Origin of the sequence: Paenarthrobacter sp. NPDC091669 (assembly GCF_044756725.1) — a bacterium.
Classification (GTDB): domain Bacteria; phylum Actinomycetota; class Actinomycetes; order Actinomycetales; family Micrococcaceae; genus Arthrobacter; species Arthrobacter bambusae_C.
Genome location: NZ_JBIVTK010000007.1, coordinates 299559 through 321466, shown reverse-complemented (window position 1 = coordinate 321466; position 21908 = coordinate 299559). Strand labels below are relative to the sequence as shown.

General features: G+C 62.4%; 21 protein-coding genes and 1 pseudogene. 18 read left to right on the top strand and 4 right to left on the bottom strand.

The genetic code is table 11. The annotated features are described in order from the left end of the window. Positions 1-35: 35 nt before the first annotated feature. Entirely contained in the window at positions 36-854 is an 819-nt protein-coding gene (locus tag ACIQLI_RS14245; RefSeq protein WP_400389512.1) for an alpha/beta fold hydrolase, read from the bottom strand. 449 nt (positions 855-1303) lie between these two features. Between ACIQLI_RS14245 and ACIQLI_RS14240 the strand changes: the two genes are divergently transcribed. The 6 genes and pseudogenes from ACIQLI_RS14240 to ACIQLI_RS14215 form a co-directional block, all read left to right on the top strand. Next, the gene (locus ACIQLI_RS14240) at positions 1304-2620 is read left to right on the top strand and encodes an extracellular solute-binding protein (protein ID WP_354232957.1); all 1317 of its coding nucleotides are present in this window, start codon (positions 1304-1306) and stop codon (positions 2618-2620) included. A gap of 63 nt (positions 2621-2683) precedes the next feature. Next, entirely contained in the window at positions 2684-3781 is a 1098-nt protein-coding gene (locus ACIQLI_RS14235) for a carbohydrate ABC transporter permease (RefSeq protein ID WP_400389509.1), read from the top strand. Further along, complete coding sequence (locus ACIQLI_RS14230) at positions 3778-4680, top strand: carbohydrate ABC transporter permease (protein ID WP_400389506.1); 903 nt, start codon at positions 3778-3780, stop codon at positions 4678-4680. Before ACIQLI_RS14235 ends, ACIQLI_RS14230 begins: the two co-directional genes overlap by 4 nt. Then, on the top strand, positions 4680-6137 hold the full coding sequence (locus tag ACIQLI_RS14225; protein WP_207595673.1) for a GH1 family beta-glucosidase: 1458 nt from the start codon (positions 4680-4682) through the stop codon (positions 6135-6137). The genes ACIQLI_RS14230 and ACIQLI_RS14225 overlap by 1 nt, the downstream gene beginning before the upstream one ends. Positions 6138-6182: 45 nt before the next feature. Then, on the top strand, positions 6183-7202 hold the full coding sequence (locus ACIQLI_RS14220) for a LacI family DNA-binding transcriptional regulator (protein WP_400389556.1): 1020 nt from the start codon (positions 6183-6185) through the stop codon (positions 7200-7202). Positions 7203-7226: 24 nt separating this feature from the next. Continuing rightward, positions 7227-8018: pseudogene (locus ACIQLI_RS14215) on the top strand (Gfo/Idh/MocA family protein); the annotation flags it as partial. Positions 8019-8184: 166 nt separating this feature from the next. Here ACIQLI_RS14215 and ACIQLI_RS14210 read toward each other — a convergent pair. Together ACIQLI_RS14210 and ACIQLI_RS14205 are read right to left on the bottom strand one after the other, a co-directional pair. Further along, positions 8185-8472: a helix-turn-helix domain-containing protein gene (locus ACIQLI_RS14210; RefSeq protein WP_400389503.1), complete on the bottom strand. Its 288-nt coding sequence runs from the start codon at positions 8470-8472 to the stop codon at positions 8185-8187. Next, a complete protein-coding gene (locus tag ACIQLI_RS14205; protein WP_354232962.1) occupies positions 8472-8963 on the bottom strand; it encodes a DUF2975 domain-containing protein in 492 nt (163 codons plus the stop codon). Before ACIQLI_RS14205 ends, ACIQLI_RS14210 begins: the two co-directional genes overlap by 1 nt. 194 nt (positions 8964-9157) lie before the next feature. Between ACIQLI_RS14205 and ACIQLI_RS14200 the strand changes: the two genes are divergently transcribed. The 4 genes from ACIQLI_RS14200 to ACIQLI_RS14185 all read left to right on the top strand — a co-directional run bounded on the left by ACIQLI_RS14200 (position 9158) and on the right by ACIQLI_RS14185 (position 12987). Then, positions 9158-9724, top strand: coding sequence for a type 1 glutamine amidotransferase domain-containing protein (locus tag ACIQLI_RS14200; protein ID WP_400389500.1), 567 nt, complete (start codon positions 9158-9160; stop codon positions 9722-9724). A 132-nt stretch (positions 9725-9856) separates the two neighbouring features. After that, complete coding sequence (locus ACIQLI_RS14195; protein ID WP_400389497.1) at positions 9857-10456, top strand: TetR/AcrR family transcriptional regulator; 600 nt, start codon at positions 9857-9859, stop codon at positions 10454-10456. Beyond that, a complete protein-coding gene (locus tag ACIQLI_RS14190) occupies positions 10453-12270 on the top strand; it encodes an alpha/beta fold hydrolase (RefSeq protein WP_400389494.1) in 1818 nt (605 codons plus the stop codon). Before ACIQLI_RS14195 ends, ACIQLI_RS14190 begins: the two co-directional genes overlap by 4 nt. A gap of 87 nt (positions 12271-12357) precedes the next feature. Next, the gene (locus tag ACIQLI_RS14185; protein WP_400389491.1) at positions 12358-12987 is read left to right on the top strand and encodes a YitT family protein; all 630 of its coding nucleotides are present in this window, start codon (positions 12358-12360) and stop codon (positions 12985-12987) included. Positions 12988-13252: 265 nt separating this feature from the next. Here the strand turns inward: ACIQLI_RS14185 and ACIQLI_RS14180 are convergent, their stop codons facing one another. Further along, the gene (locus ACIQLI_RS14180) at positions 13253-13849 is read right to left on the bottom strand and encodes a TetR/AcrR family transcriptional regulator (RefSeq protein ID WP_400389488.1); all 597 of its coding nucleotides are present in this window, start codon (positions 13847-13849) and stop codon (positions 13253-13255) included. Between the two features lie 159 nt (positions 13850-14008). On the opposite strand from ACIQLI_RS14180, the gene ACIQLI_RS14175 reads away from it, so the two are divergent. The 8 genes from ACIQLI_RS14175 to ACIQLI_RS14140 all read left to right on the top strand — a co-directional run bounded on the left by ACIQLI_RS14175 (position 14009) and on the right by ACIQLI_RS14140 (position 21908). After that, positions 14009-14782: an SDR family oxidoreductase gene (locus ACIQLI_RS14175; RefSeq protein ID WP_400389485.1), complete on the top strand. Its 774-nt coding sequence runs from the start codon at positions 14009-14011 to the stop codon at positions 14780-14782. A 313-nt stretch (positions 14783-15095) separates the two neighbouring features. After that, positions 15096-15797: a hypothetical protein gene (locus ACIQLI_RS14170; protein WP_400389482.1), complete on the top strand. Its 702-nt coding sequence runs from the start codon at positions 15096-15098 to the stop codon at positions 15795-15797. Then, positions 15794-17401: an FAD-dependent oxidoreductase gene (locus ACIQLI_RS14165; protein ID WP_400389479.1), complete on the top strand. Its 1608-nt coding sequence runs from the start codon at positions 15794-15796 to the stop codon at positions 17399-17401. Before ACIQLI_RS14170 ends, ACIQLI_RS14165 begins: the two co-directional genes overlap by 4 nt. Continuing rightward, on the top strand, positions 17376-18545 hold the full coding sequence (locus tag ACIQLI_RS14160) for an acyltransferase family protein (RefSeq protein ID WP_400389476.1): 1170 nt from the start codon (positions 17376-17378) through the stop codon (positions 18543-18545). The genes ACIQLI_RS14165 and ACIQLI_RS14160 overlap by 26 nt, the downstream gene beginning before the upstream one ends. A 1-nt stretch (position 18546) precedes the next feature. Beyond that, positions 18547-19692: a sedoheptulose 7-phosphate cyclase gene (locus ACIQLI_RS14155; RefSeq protein WP_400389473.1), complete on the top strand. Its 1146-nt coding sequence runs from the start codon at positions 18547-18549 to the stop codon at positions 19690-19692. Beyond that, the gene (locus tag ACIQLI_RS14150; RefSeq protein WP_400389470.1) at positions 19689-20411 is read left to right on the top strand and encodes a cupin domain-containing protein; all 723 of its coding nucleotides are present in this window, start codon (positions 19689-19691) and stop codon (positions 20409-20411) included. The genes ACIQLI_RS14155 and ACIQLI_RS14150 overlap by 4 nt, the downstream gene beginning before the upstream one ends. Further along, positions 20408-20758: a hypothetical protein gene (locus tag ACIQLI_RS14145; RefSeq protein ID WP_400389467.1), complete on the top strand. Its 351-nt coding sequence runs from the start codon at positions 20408-20410 to the stop codon at positions 20756-20758. The genes ACIQLI_RS14150 and ACIQLI_RS14145 overlap by 4 nt, the downstream gene beginning before the upstream one ends. Beyond that, entirely contained in the window at positions 20748-21908 is a 1161-nt protein-coding gene (locus ACIQLI_RS14140; RefSeq protein WP_400389465.1) for an MFS transporter, read from the top strand. The genes ACIQLI_RS14145 and ACIQLI_RS14140 overlap by 11 nt, the downstream gene beginning before the upstream one ends.

Here is a 21908-nt window from a genome sequence, read left to right as displayed (position 1 = left end):
CCTCACCGAAGGCTCGGGCGGGGACCGCCGTCGTGCTACTCGATAGAACGTGCGGCGACGCCGCGATCTTTCCAGTCCCTGACCCGCTCCAACCACTCCCCAAGGAGGGCAGCCGTTAGCTCCGGCTGGTCCAGATGCGCGTTATGCCCGGCCCGATCCAAGACGGCGGTGGTGGACTGTGCGTAGCTGCGCGCCAGCGCAGTCTGATCCTCAAACCCCACCACATGGTCCTGGCGCCCGGCGAGAATCAGCGTGGGTCCCTGAAAGTTGGCGAAGCGATTTTCCGGCTCGGTACGGAGTGCGTAGCTGCTGGAAATCCGCTGGACTGCTGCCTGATCAAAGACTCGAAACCCCGGCAGAGCCGCGTCTCGGAAACGAAGCCAATTCTCGGGGGATTGGACCACGGCCATGGCCTCATAGTCGGCCGCATCCGCGGGTTCCAAGGCCGCTAATAGGGTCGGGTCTGTTTGGAGCACTGTCTTGGCAGGCAGGGTTCGGGACCCGTGATCCGCAACGACCACTGGGCAAAGGAGCGCCAGGCCAAGAACCTGCTCCCCGAATTCGGCGACCATGTGACGGGCGATCATGCCGCCGAAGGAGTTTCCGAGGACTGCGAACTTTTCGGCACCGAAGGCCTGCCGGGCAAAGGAGACCACTGTTTCGGCTACGGCATCCGCGCTATCGATCTCAGGTCCTGCCGCGGATTGACCCATGCCCGGCAAGTCCACGTAGACCCGCCGCCACTGACCGTGAGCTTCGAACAAGGGGTCGAGCCCTAGCAGTAGGCGATGATCGACACAGAATCCGTGGATGATCAGGATTGGGGTCCCCGCCCCGCAGTCAACAGAATGCACCCTCGAACGCTAACACCGGCGGCATGTGATCGCGGGTCGAACGTGACGAGTCGAGGACTCTGGGCAGTAACAACGGCAGGTGAGTGAGAGGCCCACCGAGGGGCGGGTTCTCGGCAGAATGAGCCCTCCATACCCCCGAAAACTAACCCCTCACCAACTTGAGAGCTAACCCCTCATCAACATGAGAGCCAACCCCTCACCGGCGGAGAGGAACGTACTCACCGAGGGGTGAGCTTTCGGTAATAAGAACCCTCCATAACCCCGAGAGCTCACCCCTCGGCAGCATGAGAGCTCACCCCTCGGCGGAACCGACGCACGAAGACACAGAACCGACTCCAGAGAGCGCTCTCTTGACGTACGTGACTTGCAGCACATACATTGGTCCCACATCCCAGAGAGCGCTCTCTCGCCATAGGCGTACGGTCGCTCGAACACACAAAGGAGTGATCGTGGAGTTTTCGCGACTAAGGAAATTCACTGCCCTGGCGGGCGTAGCCTCTCTTGCCCTCGTGGCGGCCGGCTGCAGCGGCGGAGGCGACAAAGCGGCGAGCGCAGACAACCCCGTCACGCTGACCGTGACCACCTTCGGCACTTTCGGATACGACGACCTGTATGCCGAATATGAGAAGCAGAACCCCGGCGTCACCATCGAGGCCACCAACATTGACCGTGGTTCCAATGCCAGGACTGACGCGTTCACCAAACTGGCCGCCGGTTCCGGACTCAGCGACGTGACGGCTATCGAGGAAGGCTGGCTCGGCTCCATCATGGAGGTCTCGGACCAGTTCGTGGACCTCAAGGAGCACGGCGCCGAGGACATCAAGGGCAACTGGGTGGACTGGAAGTTCAAGCAGGGTACCGATCCCAATGGCCGCGTGATCGGTTACGGCACGGACATCGGACCGCAGGCCCTGTGCTTTAACGGCAAGCTCTTCGAGGCAGCCGGCCTGCCGAGCGATCGTGAGAAAGTCGCGGAATTGTTCGGCGGTAAAGACGCAAGCTGGGACACGTACTTCAAGCTCGGGCGCCAGTACAAAGAGGCTACGGGCAAGGCCTGGTATGACCAGTCCGGCTTCGTATGGAACTCCATGGTCAACCAAATGGACGAGGGTTACTACACCAAGGACGGCAAGCTGAACGTCGAGGGCAATAAGGAAATGCGGGCAAAATTCGACATGCTCGCTGCCGGCACTGCCGATGGCCTGTCCTCCAACCAGACCCAGTTCGACTGGGGTAACGGCAAGGCATTCGTGGACGGCTCCTTCGCCACGCACGTTTGCCCGGCGTGGATGCTCGGCACCATCAAGGGCCAGCTCGAGTCAGCAGGCGGCGGAGCAGCAAGTGGCTGGGACGTAGCCGACGTCTTCCCCGGCGGTGCTTCCAATTGGGGCGGCGCATTCCTCTCGGTTCCCAAGAGCTCCAAGCACCCCGCTGAAGCAGCAAAGCTGGCAGCATGGCTGACTGCACCTGAGCAGCAGATCAAGCAGTCCGCTGCTGCCAACAACTTCCCGAGCACCCTCGAAGCACAGGCAAAGATCGTGGAAGCAGCAAAGCCGAACGAACTGTTCAACAACGCTCCCTACGGCGCCATCTTTGAATCCCGCGCCGAGGGTGTCATCGCCCAGTTCAAGGGTCCGGATGACTCTGTGATTCAGGAGAACGTCTTCGGGCCGGCCCTCAAGATGCTCGACTCGGGCAAGGGCACCGCCGATGAAGCCTGGAATGAAGCCGTCAAGCTCCTCAACGACCTCGTGGTCAACAACTAGCAGCACCCGGCCGTGGGGCCTCCGGGAAACCGGAGGCCCCCTCACAGAGTCTGAGACCCGACCATGACCACCACATTGAACCGCCCAGCGGCCGGTAGAACGGCTGCCACCAAACCGAAACCGACGTTCCGCCAACGCCTCAACGTCTTCGACATGAAGGCGTCCCCGTACTTCTACATCGCCCCGTTCTTCATCCTGTTCGCCTTGGTGGGCCTCTTTCCCCTGGGCTACACCTTCTTCGTCTCCCTCTTCGACTGGCACCTGCTCAAAGGCCAGGGAGAGTTTGTTGGATTCCAGAACTTCGCTGAGGTTCTTCAGGACAGGTTCTTCTGGAATTCCCTGTTCAACACCGTCAGCATCTTCCTGATTTCCACCATCCCGCAGCTGATCATGGCCACCATCATCGCCGCGGTGCTGGACCAGAACCTCCGCGCCAAGACCTTCTGGCGCATGAGCATCCTGCTCCCCTACGTCGTGACTCCCGTGGCTGTCGCCATGATCTTCACCAACATGTTCGGGGAGCAGTACGGGCTCATCAACAACATCCTGTCCAGCTTCGGCATCGATCCCATCATGTGGAAGAACGACACCCTTCCCAGCCACATCGCCATCGCCACCATGGTGAACTGGCGCTGGACCGGCTACAACGCGCTCATCCTCCTGGCCGCCATGCAGTCGGTGCCGCGCGATATCTACGAGTCCGCAGCAATCGACGGCGCCGGCTCCGTCCGCCGCTTCTTCAGCATCACGCTGCCGAGCATCCGGCCCACCATGGTGTTCGTTATTGTCACGGCCACCATCGGCGGGCTGCAGATCTTCACCGAGCCAAGGCTCTTCGATCCCGTGGCAGCCGGCGGAACGGCACGCCAGTTCCAGACCACCGTGTTGTACCTGTGGGAGATGGCGTTCCAGCGCCAGAACTTCGGCAAGGCCTCTACAATCGCCTGGCTCCTGTTCCTGATCATCCTGCTTTTCGGCATCGTGAACTGGCTGATCTCACGCCGTATCGCCACTAACGGCGACGATCGCGGTGCAGCCAGCCGCCGCCGTCGTCAGCGTTCTTCCGCTGCGAAAACAAAAGCGGACGACGCCGGCCTCGCCGCCCAGGCGGTAACCGCACCGGCAGCGGCACCAGACTCGACCCCGAGGAGCGGGAAATGACCCTCACGCAAAACCGGCCACAAGCACCGGCCCCTCAGCGAACGTCCCGAGCCCTGGCCACCCGGAAAGCACTCTTTGGCAACGGCCGGCGGCCCGGCTTCCTCACCTATGGGTTGCTGCTGGCGTTCTTCCTGGCCTCGGCCTACCCGCTGTGGTGGTCCGTGATCATCGGCAGCCGCTCCAACGAAGCCCTCGGGGAGACCTGGCCGCCGCTGTTCCCTGGTGGCAACTTCTGGACCAACGTTGGGGAGGTCTTCGACACCGTCCCATTCTGGCTCGCGCTCGGCAACAGCGTCCTGATCTCGGGCATCATCACCGTCTCGGTGGTGGGCTTCTCAACCCTTGCCGGATACGCGTTCGCCAAGCTGCGCTTCCGCGGCCGGAACTGGCTGATGGTTGCGGTGATCGCCACCATGGCCATCCCTACGCAGCTCGGCATCATCCCGCTGTTCATGCTGATGCGCACGCTGGGCTGGACAGGTGAGATCGGCGCCGTCGTGATCCCTACCCTGGTCACAGCGTTCGGTGTCTTCTTCATGCGGCAGTACTTGGTGGACGTGATCCCGGACGAGCTCATCGAGTCGGCACGTATGGATGGTGCGTCCATGATCTCCACCTTTTGGCATGTTGCACTGCCGGCCGCGCGTCCGGCCATGGCAATCCTGGGCCTCTTCACGTTCATGACGGCATGGACTGATTTCCTCTGGCCCCTGCTGGTGCTCGACGCCGGCAACCCCACCTTGCAGACGGCGCTCAGCCAACTGCAGTCGGCCCGGTACGTGGACTATTCGATCGTCCTGGCCGGCGCCGTCATGGCAACACTTCCGCTGCTGGCACTCTTCGTCCTGGCGGGCCGTCAACTTATTTCCGGAATCATGCAAGGAGCAGTGAAGGGCTAATGCCATTCGAAGCAACAAACCACCCAGCGGTCACCCCCTTTAACAGGGAGTGGCCCAAGGGCTTCCTCTGGGGCTCGGCCACCGCCGCAGCTCAAGTGGAAGGCGCCAGCCACGAGGGCGGCAAGGAAGATTCCGTGTGGGATGCTTTCGCCCGTATTCCGGGTGCCATTGCCAACGGCGAGACGCTGAAGGACGCGGTGCAGCACTACCACCGCATGCCCCAAGACGTCAGGATCATGAAGGAGCTGGGCCTGGATTCCTACCGGTTCTCCACCAGCTGGTCCCGTGTCCGGCCTGGCGGCCGTACCGCGAACGCCGTCGGCCTGGACTTTTACTCCCGCTTGGTGGATGAGCTGCTCGACGCCGGCATCCTCCCTTGGTTGACCCTTTACCACTGGGACCTCCCGCAGGCGCTGGAGGAGAAGGGCGGCTGGGCCAACCGCGACACCGCCTACCGCTTCGTCGACTATGCGAACGATGTCTATTCAGCACTGGGTGACCGTGTTCAGCACTGGACTACGTTCAACGAACCGTTCTGCTCCTCACTCCTGGGCTATGCGGCCGGCGTGCACGCTCCCGGCCGTCAAGAGCCGGAAGCAGCCGTCGCAGCGATCCACCACCAGCACCTCGCCCACGGCCTGGCGGTCAACGAGCTGCGGAGCCGCGGCGCCCAGCAGCTGGGGATCACGCTCAACCTCAGCAACTCCATCCCACGGGATCCTTCCGATCCCGTAGACCTCGATGCCGCGCGCCGGTTCGATTCGCTGCAGAACAGGATCTTCCTCGATCCGATCCTCCGTGGCGTTTACCCGGAGGACACGCTCAACGACCTTGAGCAGTTCGGCATCCGGGACGTCATCAAGCCCGGCGACCTGGAGATCATCGGCGCTCCCATCGATTTCCTGGGCGTCAACCACTACCACGATGACCTCATCAGTGGTCACCCCACTGATGAACACGGCGACGGCCACTCGGGCGGCGCAACCCGCCCCACGTCGTCGTGCTGGATCGGTTCGGAGGACATCGCATTCCCCAGCCGCGGCCTGCCGCGCACTGCCATGAACTGGGAGGTCAACCCGGACGGGCTTCGGAAGCTCCTGGTGCGTCTTGGCGAGGAATACCCCACGCTGCCCCCGCTGTACATCACCGAAAACGGTGCCGCTTACGACGACGTCGTCAGTCCTGACGGGGCGGTCCATGATGCCGAGCGGACCCAGTTCGTGCTGGATCACATCACGGCCGTGGGCGAGGCACTGGACCAGGGCGCCGATGTGCGCGGCTACTTTGTGTGGTCACTCCTGGACAACTTTGAGTGGTCCTGGGGTTACGGCAAGCGCTTCGGTGTGGTTCGCGTGGATTACGACACCTTTGAGCGCACGGTGAAGGACAGCGGACTGGCTTATTCCCGGGTCATCGCCTCAGCCAAGGCTTCTGCCACGGCCACAGTGAACGCCTAAAGTAGCCTTCAGAGGCATACTTTTTCTTACGTTCCGGAGATGACCATGACGCAGGACACCAGCGGCCCCCGGCCGGTACCCACCCTTGAAATGGTGGCTGCCTTGGCCGGGGTGTCGCGGGCCACCGTGTCCCGCGTGGTCAACGACAGCCCCAGTGTGGACCCGGAAATGGCGCAGTCCGTGAGGAAAGCCATCCTCGCACTCGACTACACGCCCAACCGTGCTGCCCGTTCCTTGGCCAAACGGAGGGCAAACGCGGTCACGCTCATCGTTCCGGAGTCGACATCCAAGGTCTTCGCGGATCCGTTCTTCGCCTCGGTGGTGCAGGGCATCGCCTTGTATCTCACCGACACGGAGTACACCCTGAACATGGTGATCTCCTCGGAGTCGAAGCCGGAGAAGACCCGCAGCTTCCTGCTCGGAGGCAACGTGGACGGCGTCCTGGTGGTGTCGCACCACAGCGGCGACAACTCCTGGACACACCTCTCGGGGTCCCTTCCCATGGTGTTCGCAGGACGCCCCTTGGTAGGTGGCAAGGAGAGCTACTACGTGGATGTGGCCAATGAACAAGCGGCCTACGAGGTCACCAGGCTATTGACCCAGAGCGGCCGAAAGAACGTGGCAACCATTGCCGGTCCGCAAGATATGCCCCCGGGCCTGGATCGCCTGGCCGGGTGGAGGACCGCCGTGCGGGAGGCCGGTCTTGGGGACGGCTTGATGGAGGAGGGTGACTTCACCTTGGCCTCCGGAGCCAAAGCGATGCACCGTTTGCTGGATCGCGGTGTTCCCGTTGACGCCGTTTTTGCAGCGAATGACCAGATGGCTGCCGGCGCCTACACCGCTATTCAAGGGCGGGGTTTGCGCATTCCGGAGGACATCGCCGTCGTGGGTTTTGATGACGATTCCTTTGCCACCTCCGTCACCCCCGCCCTCACCACCGTGCATCACCCGATTGTTGAACTCGGCAAGAAAATGGCCGAGACCTTGGTGAACCTGATCGAGGGTAAGCCGGCGGAACGCGTCAACAGAATGCCTACCTCGATCGTGATCCGCGATTCCGTTTAGCCCCATGCCTTGAAAGGCCCGTCCATGCTTCCTGCCCCTGTCAGCACTGTCGCGCCTTCCATCGCAACCGGCCGCCCGATCCGTTGGGGAGTAGTGGCCACTGGCTCCATTGCCTTGCGCGTGGTGGCGGACCTTGCGCTCCTTGAGGATTGCGTCCTGCAGGCCGTCAGCTCCCGCACGGAAGCATCGGCGCGGGCTTTTGCCGGAAAGTTCGGCTTTGCTGCGTCCTATTCGGATGTTGGAGCGACGCCGGGCTACGAGCGGCTGCTGGCCGACCCCGCCGTCGACGTCGTCTACATCGCCACGCCGCACGCGCAGCATCACGCCGTCGCACTGGCCGCGCTGACTGCGGGAAAGCATGTCCTCTGCGAAAAGCCCATCGCCATGGATGCCGCACAAGCACGGGAGTTGGCGGGTCTCGCCCGGGAGAAGGGGCTTTTCCTGATGGAAGCCGTGTGGACCCGATTCCTGCCCAGCTTCTGCCGCGCCGTTGAGATTTTGCGGTCAGGGGAGATCGGGGAGCCGCGCTGGCTTCAGGCCGACCTGGGTTTCGTGCCCGCCTATGACCCCTCAGCTCGTATCTGGGACCCGGCCGCTGGCGGAGGGGCATTGCTGGACCTCGCCGTGTATCCGCTGACATGGGCGGATGGAGTCTTCGGCGAGCCAGGCAGCATGCTTGCCAGTGGGGTCCTGACTCCCGAGGGCGTGGACCTGCAGAATTCGCTGGCCCTGAGCTACCCCAGCGGGGCATATGCCCAGCTCATCACCTCAATCGGCGCGGAGTGCCCCAGCGTAGTGACGGTCGGTGGCTCCGAGGGTTGGCTGCGTTCCTCTGCTCCCCTTTTCAACCCGACCGAGCTCATCATCCAGCCACGCAGCGGCACGCCTCGGACGGAGAAATTTGAGGTGCTCGGGCATGGGTTCAGCTACGAGCTGCGCGAGGTGACGCGTTGCCTGCAGGCCGGGCTGACCGAGAGCCCGTTCATGACCCCTGAGGAGTCGGTTGGGATGATGGAGCTGCTGGATGAGGCTCGTCGGCAGATGGGTCTGCGGTATGCGAGCGATGATCAGACTCCCACCGCAGCAAATCCCCCGGCTGACACTCCAGCACCTCGCACAGCGCTTCGAGCGTACTAAACCGCACGGCTTTCGCACGACCGTTCTTGAGCACGGCCAGGTTGGCCGGCGTAATTCCCACGCGTTCGGCGAGCACCCCCACGGGCATTTTGCGCTTGGCAAGCATGACGTCGATATCCACGATGATCGCCATCAGATCACCTCATCCAGCTCAGCCCGCAGGCCGGCGGCTTCGACGTCCCGGGCTACGGCTTGGGCAAGCAGGGTCCGCAGCACCAGCACCAACAGCGCCACTCCCCCGATCATCAACGCTGCGCCACAGATCAGCATGACGACTCCCGGCGCGATATCGCCGGGCGCCAGGATCACTGCAATGCCGAACATCAGTACTGCCGCGGCAGCGATGGCACCGAAAATCACGTCCACAAAACGGAACGCTCCATGGGAAAAGACAGTCCCCCGCCGCACCATCGTCAGCAGCCGCCACACACAGACAGCAACAACCTGCACACAGAGGATCCCCAGGACCACGATCACCAGCAACGCAATGCGGGGACCGTCGGGCGCCCCGGCTTCAACCAGGTCAGTTGAGAGCAGCGGCACCATCCACAACTGCACGAACAGTGAACCCGCCAGCACCATCGCGATCACTATCCGCAGTGCGAGGATCGTCAGCTTTCCCATGGAATCTCCTTTATCGAACAACAACCTGATTCTATCGATATTCGATACTTAAGCAAGCAGCGGACTCAGTGGCAGAATTAGTCAGCTTGCTTAGTAAAGCGGCATTCCCTAGGCTTGAGCAGGTCAGACAAACAACTCTCACAGTGGCGGCTTACGCTCAAAAAAGCACTCCGCCGCGCAATGGAGGAGGAACAATGTCAGAACACAACATTGCAGGCAAGAAGGTCGCATTCCTGCTGACGGACGGCGTGGAGCAGGTGGAACTCACCAGCCCGTGGCAGGCGGTTAGGGATGCCGGTGGAGAGCCAACTCTTGTGGCTCCCTCCAAGGGAAAGCTCCAGGGTTTCAACGGCGTGGAGAAGGGTGACACCTTCGACGTCGACCTCGCAGTGGCGGATGCCAACGCATCCGATTTCGACGCGCTGGTTCTCCCCGGCGGCGTCGTGAACGCCGATCATCTCCGCGTCGACAAAGATGCGCAGAACTTCACTCGAGCCTTCTTTGAGCAGCACAAGCCGGTTGCCTCCATCTGCCACGGACCGTGGATCCTCATCGACTCCGGCGTGATCAACGGCCGCAACGTCACGTCGTACCACACCCTCCAGACGGACCTGAAGAACGCGGGTGCCAACTGGACCGACGAGGAAGTGGTGGTGGACCAGGGCCTGGTCACCAGCCGCACCCCGGATGACCTCCCCGCCTTCAACGCCAAGGTGGTCGAGGAGATCTCCGAGGGCCAGCACGCCGGGCAGACCGCTTAGCGGTCACCGACCCGCATACGGCAAGTGCCGCCGTCGTACTTTCACAAGAAGTACGACGGCGGCACTTGGCGTTTCACGAAAACTGGCTTCTTGAGAGTTTGCAAAATATGTAGACCAGTCTATTATTTTTTCATGGCCTTAAAAGGAAACCTGACAAAAGCACGGCTGGCAGAGTCCATGCTCCAGCTCATCCAGACCAGCGGTTACAGCGGCACGGGGCTGAATGCTGTGATCGAACACGCCGCAGCTCCCAAGGGATCGATCTATTTCCACTTCCCCGACGGGAAGGAGGGCCTGGGCATTGCAGCCGTCGAGCTCGCCGCGAAGCAGTTCGAAACGCTCATTGCGGAGGCGGCAACTTCCGCGGGCAGTGCGGCTGAGGCTGCCCGGGTTGCGATTGAGGCCTTGGCCACCATCGTCAGCGAGAGCAACTTCCGGCTGGGTTGTCCGGTTTCCGTAGTCACCCTGGAGATGGGCGCAGAGAGTGAGCGGCTCAGACAGGCGTGTGCCGCTGCCTTCGAGGCGTGGATCGCCCCGACGTCCGCGCTCCTCGAGGCCAGCGGCGTTGAAGCCAAGGAAGCCCGGTCCCTGGCAACCGTTGTTGTATCGACGATTGAGGGGGCGGTGATCGTCTCCCGCGCCATGCAGAGCACCCAACCCCTGCAATCGGCCGCTGACGTCGTGGCTGAGCTCATCAACCAGCGCTGCAAGACCGTTGGGGGGACGCGATGACGCCGCACGAAGACTCCCGTCACGCCCTTGTCTTCGGGGCTTCAGGAATGGTCGGCCGACACCTCATTCTGTCCCTTGCCAAAGCTGGCGCGAACGTCACAGCGGCAGTTCGGACCGCCGAGTCGGGAGCGAGCGTAGAGCAATGGGTCAGGGAGCATGGACTAAAACGGAGCATCAGAACGACCATCGTCGACTTCGATGCACCCGGGATCATCGCGGGCGGGCCCTCGGCATTCCCGTCCATCACCGAGATCCACAACTGCGCCGGGTCCTACCGATTCGGAATGACCGCCCAAGAGGCACGCAGCGCGAATGTCGGCATCGTCGAGAAGCTGATCGACTTCGCCGAGGACCTCCCCAACCTGCAGCGCGTCGTCCATGTGTCGGGCTACCGCGTCGGCGGACAGGACCCCAAAACCGTTCCATGGCCAGAGGACCACCGCGCCGCGGTCTACAAGGAACTTGGTGCCTACGAAGCCTCAAAGGTGGAATCCGACGCCATCTTCCAGTCCCGGGCCCTGAAGCGAGGAGTCCCCTGGACCATCGTCAATCCCTCCAGCCTGATCGGCGACAGCGCGACCGGGGAGTCCGACCAGCTCATCGGGCTGGCCACCACCATCGAGCAGATTTGGAACGGCACCGTAGCCGCACTGCCCGGAAACGGCTCGACGTTCCTCCCGGTGGTCACGGTCGACTATCTGGCAGCCTTCATGACGGCAGCAGCGGTCGATCCTGCTGCTGCCGGCAAGGCGTATTGGATTCTCGACGACGCCACCCCGCCGCTGGCAGACCTCCTGACCCATGTCGGCCGGCACCTCGGCGTCAACGTCCCACGGCTAAGGATGCCGATCGGGATCATCAAGCGGCTCCCGCAGCGGATCACCAAAGCGGATCCCGAGACGCTCACCTTCATGTCAGCCGACCGCTATCCGACAGAGTCCGCCGTCGAGTTCGCCCACAAACACGGGATTCAGATGCCGGATGTTCTGGTGTCCGTGGAGCGGTGGGCCGACCATCTGGCCGCACATCGGTTTGGCGCCGACATGTCTGACGGTCGTCGATTCGTCGACGTCGGCGGTCTGCGCACATTCGAGCTCGGCGTACCCGGATCCGGCCATATTGTCCTTCCCGGTTTGCCGGTCAACGCAGACACGTGGGCCGACGTGGCGTCGGGCATCGGAGCGCGCGTCGTCGACCTTCCCGGACTCGGCCTCAGCAGTGGAACAGGCGTTCAGGACTGGGAACAGTGGCTGCCAGCCCTACTGGACGGCGAACCCGCTGACCTCATCGGCCACTCCATTGGTGCGGCTGCAGCAGTAATGGCGGCTGACCAACGCCCGGCGCAGGTCAAGTCGCTCACGCTGATCGCACCGTTCTTCCTCCAAGCCCCGATGGGTGTTTCGGCCAAACTATGGCCGGTGGCATCCACCTACTTGCGACACATTAACGCCGCACGGCTGTCACGCCAGCTGACCGGATCAGAAGCCAGCGCCGCTGCTCTCACATCCAGCCTCAGTGACCTCAAGCGAAGCAGCGCCAAGAGAGTGGCCAAGCATCTCGCCCTTGCGGGCTCCCAGCAATGGCGTGCTGAACTGCGGGAAGCGCTGGGGCGTTTCAGCGGCCCGATCCGCATCATCGTGGGAAGCGAGGACCCCATCACCCCAGAAGCGGTTGAGCAGCTCGAGTCACTTCCAAATGTTGAGCTGATCATGGTGACGGGTGCCGGGCACCATCCTCAACTGACGCATGGCGACGCCCTGATGGGCCTGATCAAGGGGATGTCCCACGCGAACACGGCTCCCGGGGCCGTATGAGATCCACAACTGGGGCGTGCACCTAAAGGTAGCCAGTGGTCCAAACTGGCTACATATTTCAGAGCCAGTTTGCGGGAGGCTGATGTGATGTTGGTACGCAGAATCATTCAATTGCTCGCAGGCCTTTCGCTCTTCGGCTTTTCCATCGCCGTCCTCATCAAGGCTGGGCTTGGAATCTCACCTTGGGATATCTTTCATCAAGGCCTGGGCCGGCTGACGGGAATCAGCACCGGAATGGTCATCATCGCGATCAGCTTTCTCGTGCTCCTCCTATGGATCCCCCTGAGGATGCGCCCGGGTTGGGGCACTCTGGCGAACGCCGTGCTGATCGGCGCCTTCGTCGACTTGTCGATACCTTTGATTCCTCAAGCCAACGGACTACTCTGGCAAGTCGCCTACCTTGCCGGGGGGCTGGTGCTCCTGGCCGTCGCCAGCGCCTGCTACCTTGGGGCCTCCTTCGGCCCAGGTGCACGGGACGGGCTGATGACCGGCCTGGCGCAGCGGACCGGCTGGTCAATCCGCACTTGCCGCACATTGATCGAGGTAACAGTTGCCGCAGCCGGCTGGTTGCTGGGCGGGACCCTGGGGATCGGTACCGTGGCCGAAGCGTTTCTGATCGGACCGTTGATCCAGTGGCTCATGCCCTTGTTCCGTGTTCCTTCAGGCCCTCGAGAACCCTCGCCCGAAAACCCACTGAGCAAGTCGCCCGCCGCCTGAGCAGCAGCGACCCGGCGCAGCCTGAGCAACCGCAGATGCCGGTGCCGGCGCTTCGGTTATTGAGGCAGGCGCAGTCCACGCACTTTCAACCGTCTGAGCAGGCGTTCCACTTCCTTGGAAGTGGAACCGTGGCTGGGACGATCCTGGGGAAGCCGGCACATTCACGGGTTACCGGAGTTCTTCAGAGTGGTGGCGGGCTGGCTTCACGGCCTTGCTGCACCCCGGCGGTCTGGACTGGCCGCGCGGCGTCTGGCCGTGTCGCTTGTTAGGCCCCGATGGCGGTGATGGCGTAGTGGGCGATGCGGAGGAGGTCCTCTTTGCTTGCGCCGTCGCGGGCCTGCTGGCTCATACCTTGTAGCGTCGCTCCGACGAAGGCTGCCATTGCATGGGTGTCGGTGGATTTGGAGATCCGGCCTGCTTCGCGATCCCGAGTCAGTGCTTCTGCCATGGCCAGGATGTTGTCGTTGCGCATTTTGGACAGCCGTTCTGCGACGTGGCGGTTCGCGGAGGTGACCGCGACGGCGGAGCTGATCACCAGACAGCCTCCCGGGAACGTTGTTGACGGGTAGTGGTCGGCGGCTTCTATCAGCAGCCGACGCATGAGTTTCAGTCCGGATTCTTCTTCTGTGAAGGCGACGGACATGAAGCTTCCGTGGGTTGCGTTGTAGTGGTCCACAACGGAGAAGAAGAGGTCCTCCTTGGAACCGAAGGCCTTATACAGGCTGGGCGGATTGATGCCCATGGCTTTTGTGAGCTCCGCCAAGGAGGTGCCCTCGTATCCGCTGTCCCAAAAGACCAAAGTGGCTGCTTCCAGGGCGTCGTCGATATTAAATTTCCGGCCTTGGCCTGCTTTTCCTGACATCGTCGTCCTCTCGTCGTTCCTCTCAAGAAGAGCCCCCAGCAGCCGGCATCTATTCCGGCTGCCTCCACGAGAGTGGTTTTTCATGCTGTGGCCAGCGCCACATTTAAGTTTCGACATCTTTCTTGTAGTGATCGCTAAACGTATGTAAGTATCTCATTCATGAGCGAAACACACAAAGACCACATCGCCGTTGTGACTGGAGCCAGCCGAGGGATCGGCGCGGCAATCTCCTCCCAACTTGCCACCGCAGGCTTGACTGTTGCTGTCCACTACGGACACGACGGGAAGGCGGCCGCCGAGGTGGTGGCCTCAATCGAAGCTGCGGGAGGAAAGGCTTTCCCTTTCCAGGCAGACCTTGGAGCCGATACCGCAGCACAGGATTTTTGGGCCGCCTACGACAAAGCCGCTGCCGAAGCCGGAGTCTTGAACCAGCCAATTCACGTCCTCGTGAACAATGCCGGGGTCACCCTGCGGGGGGCCATTGAAGACTTCAGCCGGGAAGATTTCCTAACCCAGCAGGCTATCAACGTCAACGCACCCTACTTCATCGTCAAGGAAGGGCTGACCCGAATCGCTAACGGGGGCCGCATCATCAACATCTCCTCCGGCGTCACCCGCATAGCATTCCCGGAAATCATCGGCTACGCCCTCACCAAGGGCGCGATTGAGGCCTTTACCCTGACTCTCGCCAAACACCTTGGGCCCAGGGAAATCACCGTAAACTCGGTCGCCCCAGGCGTCGTGGACACCGACATCAACGCTGGCTGGCTCCGCGGAAACGAAGAAGCCCAAGCCGGGGTAGCTGCCAGCAGCGCCCTGGGTCGCGTTGGCCAGCCCGACGATATCGCAAGCATCGTAGGTTTCCTTGCCTCCGACGAAGCGCGCTGGATCACCGGGCAGAAGATCGACGCCACCGGCGGCACCAACCTCTAACCCACCAGCACCATCTGGACGCGTACCGCGTCCGCGTTCTAACGCGTCCGCGTTCTAACGCGTCACATCCGCACAGGGCCCAACCTAGGCCTGACTCGCATCACATCCAGGGGGAATCATGAACCGTGCCCGAATTCGTGGCATTGACCATTTCGGTCTCACTATCAGATCACTTCGCCAAGCGACCCACGACCTTAAGAACGCCCTTGGCGCTGAGGTCTGCTACGTAGAAGGACCGATCACTGATCGGGAACCCGGATGGATGGCGGCGAAACTGGGGGCTCGGGGAACCTGCTCATTGACGGTGACCGCAATGAACGTTCGCGGTATCAACCTCGAACTTTTCGAATACGACGGCGCCGAACGCCGCTCCTGGGACACTCCCCCGGGAGCGGCGGGCAGTTTCTTCCTCATCTTCCAGACCCCGGACCCTGACCGCGTGATCGCCAGGCTTTACAACGAAAACGCGACAGTCCGCCCCATCGAACACCCGATCAACGGGTATGAGGTAGCACTGCCTTCCGGGATCAATCTGGCAATCCAGCACAGACCAGTGCAGCGTCTCCTCGGAGCAGTTGCGCTGAGCAGATACGACTTCGCAACCGCCCAACAGCAACTGACATCCACGCTCGGCTTCAGCCAACAAGAGGCCATCACAGCATTCGGGGCCACTGGCTACCTCTTCAGCAGTGACCAAGGACTTCCGGTAGCAGTACTCCATGGGAGCTCCCCCTCACCCCGGCCAGCCAACAGCGACCTGGGCGGCCATCACGTCGCGTTCCACGCCGACGACGTGGACCAGACGGTCGGCTCCTTCCGGACCATCAACGGCTACACCACCTTGGGTGAACCCGAGACCATCACAGATGGACCCATCGCCGGGGACAGGTGGGTGTACGTCAACTCACCATTCGGGCTCCAGCTCGAGATCATCAACATGCCCGACGGTACCCTGCCCTACGAAAAGGACGCCGCTGCGCTCCGAACCCCCATCGCGATCGGAGCGTTCTCTTGAGCCTCACCGCCTCGCGCCGGTCAATGCTCAGCGCCAGTGGTGCACTGCTGGGCGCCATCGCCCTGACCAGTGCGCCCGCCCGCGCCCAAGCGACCGAGAAGACCCCAGCCCGAACCGGAGGCTATCAAGTCATCACCTCACTCTCCGAACAGTTCGATGACCTGCAACAAGGCACGAACCTGCGGTGGAAAGGTGAGGCCAAGCGCATCGCATTCCCCCGCACAGCAGCCGAGGTCGCCGAGGAACTTCGCACCGTCCTGCGATTGGGACTGAAACCATCTGCCCGCAGCGGAGGGCACTGCTACGAAGGATTCGTCGCCAACCCCGCCGTAAAATCCATCATCGACCTCTCCGCCATTGACCAAGTCCGCTGGGACCCCGAGATGAATGCCTTTGAGGTAGGCGCCGGCGCGCAGCTCGGGCTGGTCTACCAACTGCTCTACAAGCAATGGGGCGTCTATGTCCCCGCCGGGAACTGCCCCACCGTAGCTGCCGGCGGCCACATCGCCGGCGGCGGCTACGGATCAATGAACCGCCGCGACGGCCTCGTCGTCGACCACCTCCTCGCCGTCGAAGCCGTCCACGTCCGCCAGGACGGTTCGGTCACCACCAGCCGCGGCACCCGTGACCCGCAGGACCGGCACCACGATCTGTGGTGGGCCTACACCGGCGGCGGGGGCGGAAATTTTGGCATCGCGACCCGCTACTGGCTCCGCAGCCCCTCAGCCACGGAAAACCGGCCAGAAAAGGCCTTGCCCTCACCGCCACGTCACGTCTGGCTCAGCACCGTCTCCTGGTCCTGGGATGACATCGATGAAGCATCATTTACTCGCCTGTTGAACAACCACGGTCAGTGGCACGAAACCCACGCCGCCCCCGGGACCCCGGAAGCGAACCTTTTTGCCCAGCTCAAAACCTGGCACCGCTCCAACGGTTTCATCACCATGGACACCATCGTTGACGCAGCGACCCCTGATGCTGAAGGCGTCCTGGACCGCTACCTGGCGGCCATCTCGGAGGGAGTTCCTGCGGGCAAGGTAACCCAGCGCCGGACCGTGCCGTGGATGCAGGCCACGCAATGGACCGGGTTCACCGGGCCCGATTCCACCCGCCGGTTCAAAGGCAAGTCAGCGTACCTGCGTCGTACGTACACACCCGAGGCGGTCGCCGCTGCGTACCGCGGCCTGAACGATCCAACGATCACCAACCCCGGAGCACTGCTGATGATCGCCTCCTACGGAGGTGCTGTGAACTCCGTCGCCCCGGACGCGACAGCCGTCCCCCAACGGGACTCCATCATCAAATTCCAAGTGGTCTCCATCTGGGACAACTCCGAAGATGACCAAACCAACGTCGCCTGGACCCGCAGCACCTACCAGGGCATGTTCGCCTCCACCGGCGGCGTCCCTCCGCTGAACTCAACGGCAGATGGCGCTTTCGTCAACTACGCAGACACGGACCTTGACGACGGCACCTGGAACACCTCCGGACTCACATCGTTCGACCTCTACTACAAGGGCAACCTGCCCCGCCTCAAACGCGCACGTGCCACCTACGACCCGAAGGGAGTGTTCTCCCATGCCCAAAGCATCCCTCTTGCCTGAACCGACCGGCACACTTCCGGTAACTGCCCGCCGCCTTGACGCCCTGACGGGGCTCCGCTTCTACGCTGCGCTGCTTGTTTTCGCTTTCCACATCAGCCTGAGCCGTTTCTACCTCGGCGATTCGGGCCTAGTTGAACCCCTGCAGTTCATCCTCAAAAATGGCGGATGGTTCGGCGTCACGTTCTTCTTCATCCTCTCCGGATTCGTCCTCATGTGGTCAGCCCGCGCCGGTGACACCCCCGGAAGATTCATCTGGCGACGAATCGCCAAAATCGTCCCCAACCATGCCGTGACCTTTTTCATCGCCCTGGCCATCGGCGGGATCGGGGCCTCCACAATCGGTGAAGCGGTCGCCAACCTGTTACTGATCCACGCCTGGATACCGGCCGACACCGCTTTCTTCAGCATCAACCACCCCAGCTGGTCGCTCTCAGCCGAACTCTTCTTCTACCTCGCGTTCCCGTTCGTGCTGCCACTGGTGAACCGCATCCCACGCCACCGGCTACTTCTCATCGGCGCTGCACTGATCGGACTGATCACTCTGGCACCGTTGGCCGCCGGGTTGCTCCCCGCCGGGGAACTCTTCGGCCCCAACCACGCCCAATCACCGCTGTTCGGCGCCTCCATCCCGCAAATCTGGGCAGTCTACGCACTCCCCCCGGTCAGGCTCCTCGAGTTCGCCCTGGGCATGCTCGCAGCCCGGGCGGTGCGTGAGAGAACCCTGCCGACCATCCCGCTCGGCCCGGCCCTCCTGCTCGCGGCCCTCGGCTACGGAGGGTCCCTCTTTCTCCCCATCACCTGGCAAATGGACGCCGCCTACGTCATCCCCGTGCTGCTGCTTGTCATCGCCGCAGCGCAAGATACTTCCCCGCCGGGAATCTTCGCCTCCCACACAGCGGTCCGCCTGGGCGAACTGTCCTTCGCGTTCTACATGGTCCACGACATCATCCTGACCCTGACCCGCACCATCGTCGGACAGGCCACGCTGCAGCCCTTGCCCGCAGCCATCACCATTCTGGCCGCCTTCGTGCTCAGCCTCGGCTGCGCCTACCTGCTCTGGCGGCTGGTCGAAGTCCCCTCCAACAACGCACTGCGTTCCCGCAACCCCTTCCCCGCACGACCCACCATCTCCCGAGAGGCCTGAAATGACTACCATCAACCGCGCATGGACCGTCTCCGCCCAGCAGGATGTGCAATACAGCGTCGAAACCACCTTTGACATCCTTGACCCAGCCAACCCGACATTGGTCGATGGAGAACACGGCGCACGACGACTCATCGTCACCGACACCACCGTCAACGACCTCTACGGCGAGAAAATCCGCGCCTACGCCGCAGCGAACCTCTCCGAATACAAGATCCTGGTATTGCCCCACGGCGAAACGAATAAACGCTGGACGGCCGTGGAAACTGTCCTCGAAGCCATCGAAACCTTCAAACTCGACCGTCGGCGTGAACCCGTGATCGCCATCGGCGGCGGAGTCCTCACAGACATCGTTGGTTTCGCCTGCAGCATCTACCGCCGCAACACACCCTTCGTCAGAGTTCCCACCACCCTGATCGGAATCGTTGACGCGAGCGTCGGAGTCAAGACCGGAGTGAACTTCCAGACCGGCAAAAACAAAATCGGCACCTACTTCGCCGCATCCCGCAACCTCCTCGACACCTCCTTCCTCAGCTCCCTGGACCCACGCCATGTCTCCAACGGACTCGCGGAGATTCTCAAAATCGCTCTAGTCAAGGACGAAGAACTGTTCGCCCTGCTCGAAGAGCACGGCGCGGCTGCACTGTCCGGACGTTTCCAACAGCACACCGAGGCCGAACAACAGATCATCGACAAAGCCATCACCGGGATGCTCGAAGAGCTGGAACCCAACCTCTGGGAACAGACCCTGGAACGTTTGGTCGACTACGGCCACACCTTCTCCCCCACCGTGGAAATGACCGCCTTACCTGAACTGCTCCACGGCGAAGCCGTCTGCCTGGACATGGCGCTCACCACCGCCATCAGCGTCCACCGGGGCCTGGTAACCGTAGACGAAGCCTCCCGGATCTTTAGCGTCATGCGTGCACTGGGTTTGCCTGTCACCCACCCCTCCATGAACGTCGATGTCCTGGTTACGGCACTCATCGACACCACCCGCCACCGCAATGGACTCCAGCGCCTGCCTCTGCCCACCGGAATCGGCGCGGCAACCTTCATCAACGACCTCACACCCGGTGACATCGAAGCAGCACTGAACATCCTCACCGGCGCCGTGAACCGGGAACTGGAAAGGTCTGCCGCATGAACATCCTCACCAAAGTGCCACCCCGGCCCCGCACCCCCACCGGACACGCCACCGTCCTGGGCGTCCACGGAGCAGCAGGCACCACCGGCTGGAAGGCGTTCTACACTCGGCGGGAGCTCGAATCCGCGACAGAAGCCGTGGAATGGGCGACCCTCCCGCCAGGGGGTGTCAGCGGTGAACACCGCCACACCCGCACCGAGGAAATCTACCTGATCCTGGATGGAGCGGGGGAGTTCTTCCTCAACGGAACAGCGCACCAGGTCAGCCCAGGGACCCTCGCTTTGACGACACCAGGGAACACTCACGGCCTGCGTAACACCGGCTCGACGACGCTGAACTGGTGGGTCATTGAGACCCTCACACCACACACCCAGAGCCACCTCGAAGGCACCGTTCACACAGAAAGGCCGCCCATGCCTGCCCGGATCCATGATCTCCACGCAACCCCCCGAGTCGAGACACAAGGGACCTTTGACGGGCCACTGGCCGCCATCGAACGGCACACCCTCGCCGCAGGAAATAGCCTGAACCTCGGGAAGCCCGGCGCGGAAATCGCAGGTTTCCTCAACACCGGCAGCGCTACCCTTTCATTTGCCGACACCACCGCCACCATCGATGCGCCCACTTCATTCCTGGTGCCCAACGGGTCTCCTGCCGCGCTGGCAGCAACCTCCGATGTGGAATTGTTTGCCGTAGAGCTCAGGACCCCCGGCTCATGATCATCAACACACCGGACCCGGCAGATTACTGGAGCTGCCTGATCCGCCGCGGAATGCTGCACAGCGAAACAGAAGCCATCGAGCACTGGAGGCTGGCACCTCAGCAAAGTATGGCCCTCGGCGACCAAGGCGTGCACGAAGCGTTCATCATTCTTTCCGGTGAGGTCTACATCGAAGGCCGGAAGCTGTCAGCGGGCTCCGTGCTGTTGGCACCAGCCCAAGACCAGGGAACCCTGCGGGCCGAGACGGAAACCATCCTGCTAAGCGTCAGGACGTACCCTGAGACGGTCACCAGCAACCTCCCGCCCAGGGTCCCCGAGCTGCCCGAAAGTGAACGTGCCATCTGAAACGCGAAGGGCAGGGCAGCTCACAGCCTGGGCCCTGCCCTTCGCCCTCTTTTTCGCCGTCACAGTCGAGATGGCCCCCACCGGTGCGCTGGAACACATCGCCAAGGCCTTCGGTTCAGACATTGGAACCGCCGCCGCCGGTTCCAGCCTCTACGCACTCAGCACAGCGGTACTTGCGCTTCCGCTTTCAGCCCTGGCCCAACGATTCAATCTCCGAAAAACAGCCATCCTCACCGCCGGCATCTTCACAGTTCTCGGCCTCGCCACCAGCGCTGCCCCGGACATGTCGACCTATCTGATCCTTCGAACAATCCAAGGAGCCGCCCACGGCGCGTTCTTCCCCCTGGTCCTGGCTCTGGCGGCCGCGGCCGCGCCCAACAACACCGGCAAAGCAACAGCCAGGGTTCTCCTGGGGAACGGCTGCGCCCTCGCCCTCGGCGTACCCGCGGCCGAAGCGCTAAGCTCCCTCGACTGGCGGATCCCCCTTGCCCTGGCATCCTGCGGCGTCCTCGCAGCCATGATCTGCGCACCGCAACCGCAAGCACGGACCACACTCACTGAGATGACAACCACGGCCGGTTCCAGCGGAAGTTTCGTGCCCATAGCCCTCATCCTTGCCGTGAGCCTGGCCGGACACTTTTCCTACTACACGTTCCTCGCACCCCTGGCCACCCACGCAGGAACCCAGCCGTCCATTGTCTTGGCGGTTTACGGAGGAGCCGTCATCATCGCCACAGCACTCTCCGGACGTCTGGCCGGCAAAAGACGCCTGCAACGTGCGCTTATCGTCTTAATTGCCGAAGCTGTCATCCTCGCTGGCGCCGCCCTGCTCGCAGGACCCTTAGTAGTGTTCGCAACTGCAGCGCTGGCAGGAACCTGCTTCGGCCTGCTACCTACCCTCATGCAAACAGAAATCCTCGACCGATCCCTCGGAAACCAGACCATAGCCTCCGGGGCGGCAGTAGTCGCGTTCAACGCAGGAATCGCAGCAGGATCCGCAGGCGGAGCAACACTCGTGGGAGTCTCGATCCAGACACCCGCACTCATCGGCGCATGCCTCCTCGGCTTCGCCGCCATCATGCTGGCCTTCGCGGGAAGAAACACAAACGCACAAGAGCCAGCAATGACAAGCAGCGCTGCAAGTCACTGA

Coding starts and splice junctions, on each gene's coding strand:
- ACIQLI_RS14210 (WP_400389503.1), bottom strand. CDS start 8,472: ATGGCGATCATCGTGGATATCGACGTCATGCTTGCCAAGCGCAAAATG.
- ACIQLI_RS14225 (WP_207595673.1), top strand. CDS start 4,680: ATGCCATTCGAAGCAACAAACCACCCAGCGGTCACCCCCTTTAACAGG.
- ACIQLI_RS14180 (WP_400389488.1), bottom strand. CDS start 13,849: ATGTCAGGAAAAGCAGGCCAAGGCCGGAAATTTAATATCGACGACGCC.
- ACIQLI_RS14195 (WP_400389497.1), top strand. CDS start 9,857: ATGGCCTTAAAAGGAAACCTGACAAAAGCACGGCTGGCAGAGTCCATG.
- ACIQLI_RS14175 (WP_400389485.1), top strand. CDS start 14,009: ATGAGCGAAACACACAAAGACCACATCGCCGTTGTGACTGGAGCCAGC.
- ACIQLI_RS14200 (WP_400389500.1), top strand. CDS start 9,158: ATGTCAGAACACAACATTGCAGGCAAGAAGGTCGCATTCCTGCTGACG.
- ACIQLI_RS14145 (WP_400389467.1), top strand. CDS start 20,408: ATGATCATCAACACACCGGACCCGGCAGATTACTGGAGCTGCCTGATC.
- ACIQLI_RS14190 (WP_400389494.1), top strand. CDS start 10,453: ATGACGCCGCACGAAGACTCCCGTCACGCCCTTGTCTTCGGGGCTTCA.
- ACIQLI_RS14160 (WP_400389476.1), top strand. CDS start 17,376: ATGCCCAAAGCATCCCTCTTGCCTGAACCGACCGGCACACTTCCGGTA.
- ACIQLI_RS14185 (WP_400389491.1), top strand. CDS start 12,358: ATGTTGGTACGCAGAATCATTCAATTGCTCGCAGGCCTTTCGCTCTTC.
- ACIQLI_RS14205 (WP_354232962.1), bottom strand. CDS start 8,963: ATGGGAAAGCTGACGATCCTCGCACTGCGGATAGTGATCGCGATGGTG.
- ACIQLI_RS14220 (WP_400389556.1), top strand. CDS start 6,183: ATGACGCAGGACACCAGCGGCCCCCGGCCGGTACCCACCCTTGAAATG.
- ACIQLI_RS14170 (WP_400389482.1), top strand. CDS start 15,096: ATGAACGTTCGCGGTATCAACCTCGAACTTTTCGAATACGACGGCGCC.
- ACIQLI_RS14235 (WP_400389509.1), top strand. CDS start 2,684: ATGACCACCACATTGAACCGCCCAGCGGCCGGTAGAACGGCTGCCACC.
- ACIQLI_RS14155 (WP_400389473.1), top strand. CDS start 18,547: ATGACTACCATCAACCGCGCATGGACCGTCTCCGCCCAGCAGGATGTG.
- ACIQLI_RS14150 (WP_400389470.1), top strand. CDS start 19,689: ATGAACATCCTCACCAAAGTGCCACCCCGGCCCCGCACCCCCACCGGA.
- ACIQLI_RS14230 (WP_400389506.1), top strand. CDS start 3,778: ATGACCCTCACGCAAAACCGGCCACAAGCACCGGCCCCTCAGCGAACG.